The following is a 6610-nucleotide window of genomic DNA, read 5'->3' as shown; positions in this document are numbered from 1 at the left end:
TCATGAGCTTGATCCAGTCAGCCAAGCTCAATGACCATGATCCCTATGCCTACCTGAAAGATGTGCTGACCCGACTGCCAACGCAGAAGAACAACGCCATCGACGAGCTACTGCCGCACAATTGGAAGCCTGCTATCAAGGTGTGATCGCCGGACGCTTACCTTTATTAAGATTTCCTATTTAGAGTATTGCGTCCTGGTGTTAGAGCGCTTGGGTGTCGATTTTTCGCTGGTCAACTCATATAAGCTTTGTGACATAAAGCCAGCCTCTGGATATATCCATGCTGATAACCTAGGCGGTCATGAAGTCCCGGCGTCTAGCCAGCAGTCAGTTGGGCGATATCGAGCTACCCTATCTGTATTTTCCGGTTTGGAAAATTAACACTGGCAAGGCGTCCCTGCTGGAGTAAGCACACCGAATGATAACCAAGTCTTTAAGCGAATATCCGTTAGTCTCTGTCATTGTGCCTTGCTACAACTATGCGGGGTATGTTGATGAAACATTGCGCAGCGTGCTGTCGCAGGACTACCCGAATTTTGAATTGATCGTGGTGGATGACGGCTCTACCGATAACAGCGTTCAGGTTATCGAGCGCACACTGGCCGCTAACCAAGATGGGCTTGCACAGCGTGTGGAGTTTATACGCCAGGAAAATGCAGGTGTTAGTGCGGCCCTGAATACGGGGCTGGCCCAGGCGAGAGGAGATTTCATAGCGACATTCGATGCAGACGACATCATGCCGCCACATCGCCTCTCAGTGCAGATGGCCTATCTACGTGAGCACCCGGAAGTCGGGTGCCTGGGTGGTGTCGCGGTGCGTATCGATGAGCAGGGTGAGCTACTCCCTAAAAAGGACAAGAAGCGATCTGTGCGTCGCTATGACTTTTCACAGGCTCTTTCGGCTGCCTTAGTGGTAGGCGGCAACATCGCAGTCTACCGGCGAGATGCAGTTGACATGGCAGGACGTTATGATGCAGCAATCAAGATTCAAGACTTTCAAATGACCCTGAAAGTCGCCAAGGCCGGATTCTTTGTCGATATTTTGCCGGACACTGTGACGCTGTACCGCAAGCACGAAGGCAGTTTGTCAAAAAATTATAAAGCGGAGTACCGTTACGGCTTGGACGTAATAGCGCCTTACGCCGAGCACCCCCAGTACGAATCTGCTAAAGCGCGACTTGTCACCAAGGCGTTGCGCATGGCTGTTATCTACGATAAATCATATGGCTGGAAGCTGCTCAGGCAGGTGCCGCTGCGACAGTGGGATAAGCAGCTTCTCAAGCGGCTTAGGCATTTGATTTTAAAAAAAGAAATATCCGCACCGCCAGAGACACTTAAGTAGCATGTTGTTTTAAAGTCGAACTATTAAAAACAGGTCGTTCAGCTTGGAAAACGGTTCTTCCTAGCCACGGTTGGCGTGAGGGCGAGGTTTACTGTGAGCGCTGGCTGATCAATATGGTGGGTCGACCTGTGACAAACCAGGTGCTGCCTGTCTCTGGATACTGGTAAGCGAGTTTCGTGACAAGCACGATCGTTTTCGCTGGGGCCTATTCCACTCGGGAGCACATACCGGCAGTTGGTATTGCTTTGCTCAGCGATATTGTCGCGCTCGCCCTGCGCCCCGGCCTGCACTCTTGACGCTGGACTGCGAAAAACGTCAGGCGCTACTGTGCAATTGAGCAGCCTGATTGGAGTAAGTATTTGCTGGCTATTTTGCAACCTGGCTTCGCTTTAGAGCTCAACTTGACGTGCGTTAATGCGCAGAAAATAGCTGCTTCATCTCAAAACTGACGTTTTTCCAATCTTGCTCATAACGCAGCAGGTGATGATAGTTTCTTGCGCGGAGCCTTTTTGATAATGGGCGGTTGAGGCAGCGCATGTCGGAGATATCAATCAGGCCAAGTTCGCCTTGCGGCGTCAAGATGATGTTGCCCAGGTGCAAAGAGCGGAAATACACTCCCTTGTCGTGCAGCGTATTGATGAAGGTGGCAAGCTCTCTAAGCAGCTCGATCGCACGCGCCTCCTCGCTGTTGCCTAACAGGTGTCGCAGGGTGTCACCTGGTAAAGGGGCGTAGTGGACAACCGAGCGATACGGGCTGCGCATCTGAAACAAGTCGATGACTTGCGGGCAGGGTATGTTTCGTTCACTGAGTGCGGTGGCATTTTGCGCAAACCGCTGAGCGGGCGTAAAGAACACCGTTTTGGAAAACCAGCTTTTCCGTCTGAATAGCTTCAGAAAGCTACCATCGGCCAGCCGCAGAACCTTGACACCATGGGCATCTTGTTCCAGTACGGTGGCACCCAGCCGCATCGCTTCAAATTGGTCCCTGCTGAGTGGCCGCATACTTTTTCCTGATTAAAAACGCCAGTTTATCGCAGATTGCCTTCGGGTGCTGTGTCGCCTTTGAGCTGTGATAGACTCGCCGCTTGATCCTTCACCCGTGAAAATTTCATGTCGAACGCTCAGAAAGAATCATTCATGCGCTCCAGCATACGCATTTACCTGCGGCTGCTCGGTTACGTGAAACCCTATTGGGTACCTTTTGCCATCAGCATCTTTGGTTTTGTGATTTTTGCCTCCAGTCAGCCTGCGATGGCCTGGGTGCTTAAGTATTTTGTTGACGGCCTCAATAGTGGTGGTGACGCCCTGTTTTTCGGTGTGCCAATGATTTGGGGGTTTCCGCTATTTATTATTGCGGTGGCTACCTACCAAGGTATTGGCTCCTTTTTAGGTAATTACTATATCGCCAAGGTATCGCTCGGTGTGGTGCATGATCTGCGTACTGCGCTGTTCAATAACTTTCTGACATTGCCCAACCGGTACTTTGATAACCACAGCTCAGGGCACTTGGTCTCTCGTGTCACCTTTAATGTGACCATGGTGACCGGCGCCGCGACTGACGCGATCAAAGTGATTTTTCGCGAAGGTATGACCGTCATTTTCCTGTTCGGCTACCTGCTCTGGATGAACTGGCGGTTGACGCTGGTGCTGATTGCCATCCTGCCGGTGATTGCCGTTATGGTGAACAGTACCAGCAAGAAATTCCGTAGCCAAAGCAGAAAAATTCAGACGGCGATGGGTGATGTAACCCATGTGACATCAGAGACTATTCAGGGCTACCGCGTCGTGCGCAGCTTTGGTGGCGAACAGTATGAAACCGAGCGTTTTAACAAGGCCAGCGAGAACAATCGTCAGCGCGGGCTGAAGATGACCCGCACGGGCGCTGTTTATACACCCACCCTGCAGTTGGTAACCTATTCAGCCATGGCTGTGGTGATGTTTCTGGTGCTGTTTTTGCGCGGCGATGCCTCGGTGGGCGACCTCGTTTCCTATATCACCGCAGCGGGCCTGCTACCCAAGCCGATTCGGCAGCTGTCCGAGGTGAGCGCCAATATTCAAAAGGGTATTGCTGCAGCTGAGAGTGTTTTTGAGCAGCTTGATGAAGAACCAGAGCTTGATCAGGGCACGCTGGAGCGCGATCGAGTCAGCGGCCAACTTGATATCAAGGGGTTGAGTTTCAGGTATCCGGATACTGAGAAGCAGGTTCTTGAGGATATTAATTTTTCCATTGCGCCAGGGCAGATGGTGGCGCTGGTTGGTCGGTCCGGCAGTGGTAAGTCGACGCTGGCCAATCTGATTCCGCGTTTCTATCATCACGACCAGGGCGAAATACTGCTCGACGGCGTGCCTATTGAACAGTATCGCCTGCGTAACCTGCGACACCATATGGCATTGGTCAGCCAACATGTGACGTTATTTAACGACACTATCACCAGCAATATTGCCTATGGTGATCTGGCTGGTGCGCCGATGGAGGCCGTCAAAGCGGCGGCCGAAGCAGCTTACGCCAAGGAGTTTATCGATCAGTTACCGCAAGGGTTCGATACCCTGGTAGGTGAGAACGGCGTGTTGTTATCGGGCGGGCAACGCCAGCGTCTGGCCATTGCACGAGCGCTGCTGAAGGATGCGCCGGTATTGATCCTTGATGAGGCTACCTCGGCGCTGGATACCGAGTCAGAGCGGCACATTCAGGCCGCGCTGGATCGTGTGATGCAGGGGCGTACGACGCTGGTGATCGCTCACCGCCTATCGACCATCGAGAAAGCCGATATTATTCTGGTGATGGATCAGGGCAAGATTGTTGAGCGCGGCTCGCATGCCGAGTTGATGGCTCAGAATGGGTACTATGCCCGCTTGCACAGTATGCAGTTTGAAGAAGAAAGCCACGGCTAATATGCAACCTTCCGGCGCGCTGTCGGACCAGAAACAGGTATCAGACAAGATGAAATTGACCATGCCCCGCTTCGACTCCGCCCCGGTACTCGTGGTCGGGGATGTGATGTTGGATCGTTATTGGCATGGGCCTACCCACCGGATCTCACCTGAAGCGCCGGTGCCGGTGGTTAAGGTCGAGCAGATAGAAGATCGCCCCGGTGGCGCGGGCAACGTTGCCTTGAATATCTCAGCGCTTGGCGCTCCTGCCTGGCTAGTCGGTGTAACCGGCAAGGATGAAGCTGCCGAGAGCCTGCAGCAGCGGTTGAACGCCGCAGGCGTTTACTGCGATTTTCAGCAGTGTGAAGGTCAGCCAACCATTACCAAGTTGCGCGTCATGAGTCGCCATCAACAGCTTATTCGGCTGGATTTTGAAGAGCGCTTTGCTACGGACGCAGATGCGTTGCTGGCGTCGGTTTCAGGCTTGCTGGATAAGGCAAAGGTGCTGGTGCTGTCAGACTATGGCAAGGGTGCCCTGGTCAATCATCAGGCGCTGATAAAACTTGCTCGTGAGCGCGGCGTGCCGGTATTAGCTGATCCTAAAGGCAGTGATTTTTCCATCTATCGTGGTGCCAGCCTGATTACGCCCAACCTGGCCGAATTTGAAGCGGTTGTAGGCCGCTGTGGTAGCGAGCAGGAACTGGTCGAGAAGGGTATGGCGCTGATCGCCGAGCTACAGCTGGATGCCTTGCTGGTGACTCGTAGTGAACAGGGGATGACGCTATTACGCAGCGGCGAGCCCGCATTGCACCTCCCGGCGCGTGCGCTTGAAGTGTTTGATGTGACGGGCGCTGGTGATACCGTTATTTCCACCTTGGCTGCGGCACTAGCGGCTGGTGAGAGCTTGCCAAATGCGGTTGGGCTGTCAAACATTGCTGCCGGTATCGTTATAGGCAAGCTGGGTACGGCGGCTATTAGCGCGCCTGAGTTGCGTCGTGCGGTTCAGCGCGAGCAGGGCAGCGAGCGCGGTGTGGTTGGTGTAGAGCAGCTGCTGCAGGCGCTGGAAGATGCTCGTGCCCATGGTGAACGCATCGTGTTTACCAACGGCTGCTTTGATATTATTCACGCCGGTCACGTTGGTTACCTGGAAGAAGCGCGCAGTCAGGGCGATAGACTCATAGTCGCGATCAACGATGATGCCTCCGTTACGCGTTTGAAAGGTCCGGGGCGTCCCATCAATAGCGTCGAGCGACGTATGACGGTGTTGGCTGGCTTGGGCGCTGTCGACTGGGTTATCAGTTTTGCGGAAGATACACCAGAGCGTTTGCTGGAGCAGGTCAAGCCGGATGTGCTGGTGAAGGGCGGCGACTATAGTGTGGGTCAGGTCGTGGGTGCGCCTATTGTTCAGGCATACGGCGGGGAAGTTAAGGTGCTTAACTTTGTCGACAGCTGCTCAACGACAGCAATAGTGGAAAAAATCCGCGAGCGTGATCAGCACTGAATATGCCTGGGGGAGGGGGTCAGCGCTCGCCGAGACCCTCCTGCCAGCTGCAATTCTGGGCGTTCACTATCCATCCGTGCTGAGGTGCAAAGGCCTCACTCAGTAGCATTTCTTGACTGTCCTGCTCGATTAACTTTCCGCGTAACAGAATGAACAGTTTGCCTGTTGCCTTGCCGTCCCGGTGTTCGGCCAGAAACAGCTCTGGGCGTTCGTAGTCCATTTGCGCGACCAGCTCGCCACTGTCTTCATCAAGAAACTCATCGGTATGCAGCAGCGACAGTCGTTTGGCCGACTGCGGCAGTGCCAGGCGCATCTGGTAGACCAGCTGCAGCGAGTTGCTGGGGAGGTGCACGTAGGCTCGCGGACGCTCCAACAGGTTGAGCTCACGGCACAGTACGGGACGACTGGAACCACCGAGTGAACTGAGGCGAAATACCTGCTCCTCGTCCAACGCCAGGCTGTCGGCGTAAGGCGTGGGCAGCCAGGTATCCTGATAGCGGCCTTGTAGCCAACCCGACTCGGTTTCTACCAACAACTCTTCAGCTATTTCGGTCATGGCCGTCAGTAGAGGCACGCGTAACTCATGCGCGGGCACGTAGCCTGACAGTAGTTTGAGTACGTTATCGCCGCGGTCAGGCCGGTCTTGTCGCACTAATAGCTGAAATTGCCGCCCTTGCCATTCCATCTGAATATCGACAGAAACCCCCAGGTTGGCCACTGTCAGCTCAAAGTGCTCTGGGTTCTGCACGGTTATTGGTTGCCTGCGTTCCTGCATCTCAAAAAAGCTCAGGGGATTCCCGGTAGGCGCGTAACGCAGCACTTCTTTGCTGGCCTGTATGTGAATAGCCTGGGTTTTGAATATCACCGGGTTCTTGCGGGCAACGATTAAGGTCATG

The 6610-nt window shown here is 54.0% G+C and carries 6 protein-coding genes; 4 read left to right on the top strand and 2 right to left on the bottom strand.

Translation table 11 applies throughout. From position 1 onward, the window contains the following. A partial coding sequence (locus H4J77_RS08300) for a transposase domain-containing protein (protein ID WP_182247823.1) occupies window positions 1–146 on the top strand: 146 nt, incomplete at its 5' end. A 272-nt stretch (window positions 147–418) separates the two neighbouring features. Then, window positions 419–1342, top strand: a complete 924-nt coding sequence (locus H4J77_RS08295; RefSeq protein ID WP_123887614.1) for a glycosyltransferase family 2 protein — start codon at window positions 419–421, stop codon at window positions 1340–1342. 411 nt (window positions 1343–1753) lie between these two features. On the opposite strand, the gene H4J77_RS08290 is transcribed toward H4J77_RS08295, so the two are convergent. Then, window positions 1754–2344, bottom strand: a complete 591-nt coding sequence (locus H4J77_RS08290) for a lipopolysaccharide kinase InaA family protein (RefSeq protein WP_123887615.1) — start codon at window positions 2342–2344, stop codon at window positions 1754–1756. A 108-nt stretch (window positions 2345–2452) separates the two neighbouring features. On the opposite strand from H4J77_RS08290, the gene msbA reads away from it, so the two are divergent. Then, window positions 2453–4234, top strand: a complete 1782-nt coding sequence (msbA, locus tag H4J77_RS08285) for a lipid A export permease/ATP-binding protein MsbA (protein WP_123887616.1) — start codon at window positions 2453–2455, stop codon at window positions 4232–4234. Window positions 4235–4283: 49 nt separating this feature from the next. Next, complete coding sequence (gene hldE / locus H4J77_RS08280) at window positions 4284–5714, top strand: bifunctional D-glycero-beta-D-manno-heptose-7-phosphate kinase/D-glycero-beta-D-manno-heptose 1-phosphate adenylyltransferase HldE (protein ID WP_123887617.1); 1431 nt, start codon at window positions 4284–4286, stop codon at window positions 5712–5714. A 19-nt stretch (window positions 5715–5733) separates the two neighbouring features. Here the strand turns inward: hldE and H4J77_RS08275 are convergent, their stop codons facing one another. After that, window positions 5734–6609 carry a metal ABC transporter ATPase gene (locus H4J77_RS08275; protein WP_123887618.1) on the bottom strand — a complete coding sequence of 292 codons (876 nt, stop codon included), beginning with the start codon at window positions 6607–6609 and terminating at the stop codon, window positions 5734–5736. Window position 6610: the final 1 nt, after the last annotated feature.

Source organism: Pseudomonas sp. 5Ae-yellow, assembly GCF_014077575.1.
Classification (GTDB): Bacteria; Pseudomonadota; Gammaproteobacteria; order Pseudomonadales; family Pseudomonadaceae; genus Halopseudomonas; species Halopseudomonas neustonica.
This window is presented reverse-complemented; position numbering and strand designations above follow the sequence as displayed.

Bases quoted from the DNA above. Each gene is read 5' to 3' on its own strand.
- H4J77_RS08295 (WP_123887614.1), top strand. From the start codon at position 419: ATGATAACCAAGTCTTTAAGCGAATATCCGTTAGTCTCTGTCATTGTG.
- H4J77_RS08290 (WP_123887615.1), bottom strand. From the start codon at position 2,344: ATGCGGCCACTCAGCAGGGACCAATTTGAAGCGATGCGGCTGGGTGCC.
- msbA (WP_123887616.1), top strand. From the start codon at position 2,453: ATGTCGAACGCTCAGAAAGAATCATTCATGCGCTCCAGCATACGCATT.
- hldE (WP_123887617.1), top strand. From the start codon at position 4,284: ATGAAATTGACCATGCCCCGCTTCGACTCCGCCCCGGTACTCGTGGTC.
- H4J77_RS08275 (WP_123887618.1), bottom strand. From the start codon at position 6,609: ATGACCTTAATCGTTGCCCGCAAGAACCCGGTGATATTCAAAACCCAG.